General features: G+C 70.6%; 1 protein-coding gene. It reads left to right on the top strand.

What is annotated here, in order from left to right; translation table 11 throughout:
- The first annotated feature begins 264 nt into the window (after positions 1 to 264).
- Positions 265 to 1,467 carry an IS110 family transposase gene (locus ACH5AO_RS37250; protein ID WP_398932577.1) on the top strand — a complete coding sequence of 401 codons (1,203 nt, stop codon included), beginning with the start codon at positions 265 to 267 and terminating at the stop codon, positions 1,465 to 1,467.
- Positions 1,468 to 1,492: the final 25 nt, after the last annotated feature.

The following is a 1,492-nucleotide window of genomic DNA, read 5'->3' as shown; positions in this document are numbered from 1 at the left end:
CCCCCGTTATCTTCTTCGCGGTCCTGCAAGAGGGCCGCTGGCCTCCGGGCCCGGCATGACTGTTGCCCCCTGTCGAACGGATGACCTGGGGGGTGGTGTCACCGGGTCCGAGGGGTGCCGTCGGAGACGCTGATCAGAGGCCCGACCACCGCCCGGCCGGGCGCAACGCCCGGCCATTTGCGGGCGGCAGGTCTGCATAACGTGGATGCGCGCGAACGGCCCCCGACCCTGGGGCCGGCACGCTGCGAGACCTGTGGGGGCACGGTGATCAGTATCGACGGGGTGGGCGTCTTCCTGGGCCTGGACGTCGGCAAGCAGACCCATCACGGCCACGGCCTGACCCCAGGCGGGAAGACGGTCTTCGACAAGCCGCTGCCGAACAGCGAACCGAAGCTGCGGGCCGTCTTCGACAAGCTCACGGCCAAGTTCGGCACCGTCCTGGTGATCGTGGACCAGCCCGCCTCCATCGGCGCCCTCCCGCTGACCGTCGCCCGCAACGCCGGCTGCCAGGTCGCCTACCTGCCCGGACTGGCGATGCGCCGGATCGCCGATCTCTACCCCGGCGAGGCCAAGACCGACGCGAAGGACGCCGCGGTCATCGCGGACGCCGCCCGCACCATGCCCCACACCCTGCGCACCCTCGACCTCGCCGACGAGGTCACCGCGGAACTGACCATGCTGGTCGGCTTCGACCAGGACCTCGCCGGCGAGGCCAACCGCACCTCCAACCGCATCCGCGGCCTGCTCACCCAGTTCCACCCCAGCCTCGAACGCGTCCTCGGCCCCCGCCTGGACCACCAGGCCGTCACCTGGCTCCTCGAGCGCTACGGATCCCCTCAAGCACTCCGCAAGGCGGGCCGCCGCAGGCTGGTCGAGGTCGTCCGCCCGAGAGCCCCGCGCATGGCCGAACGGCTGGTCGACGACATCTTCACCGCGCTCGACGAGCAGACCGTCACCGTCCCCGGCACCGGCACCCTCGACGTGATCGTCCCCTCACTGGCGAAGTCGCTGGCCGCCGTCCACGAGCAACGCCGGGCCCTGGAAACCCGGATCGAAGCCCTGCTGGAGGCCCACCCTCTTTCCCAGGTCCTGACCTCGATGCCCGGCATCGGCGTCAGGACCGCCGCAGTCCTCCTGACCACCGTCGGCGACGGCAACTCCTTCCCCAGCGCCGCCCACCTCGCCTCCTACGCCGGCCTCGCCCCGGCCACGAAGCAGTCCGGCACGTCGATCCACGGCGAACACGCCCCCAGAGGCGGAAACCGGCAACTGAAACGCGCGATGTTCCTCTCCACGTTCGCAGCCCTCCACGATCCCGCCTCCCGGACCTACTACGACCGCTGCCGAGCCCGCGGCAAAACCCACACCCAGGCCCTCCTCCGACTCGCCCGCCACCGCATCAGCGTCCTGTTCGCCATGCTCCGCGACGGAACCTTCTACGAGCCGAGGACCCCTCGACTCGCTTGACGAAGGACATAGAGGCACCCCCCCC

The organism is Streptomyces sp. NPDC018964, from assembly GCF_044390325.1.
GTDB lineage: Bacteria > Actinomycetota > Actinomycetes > Streptomycetales > Streptomycetaceae > Streptomyces.
The sequence above is the reverse complement of the archived record's forward strand: the minus strand, read 5'-3'. Positions and strand labels throughout refer to the sequence as shown.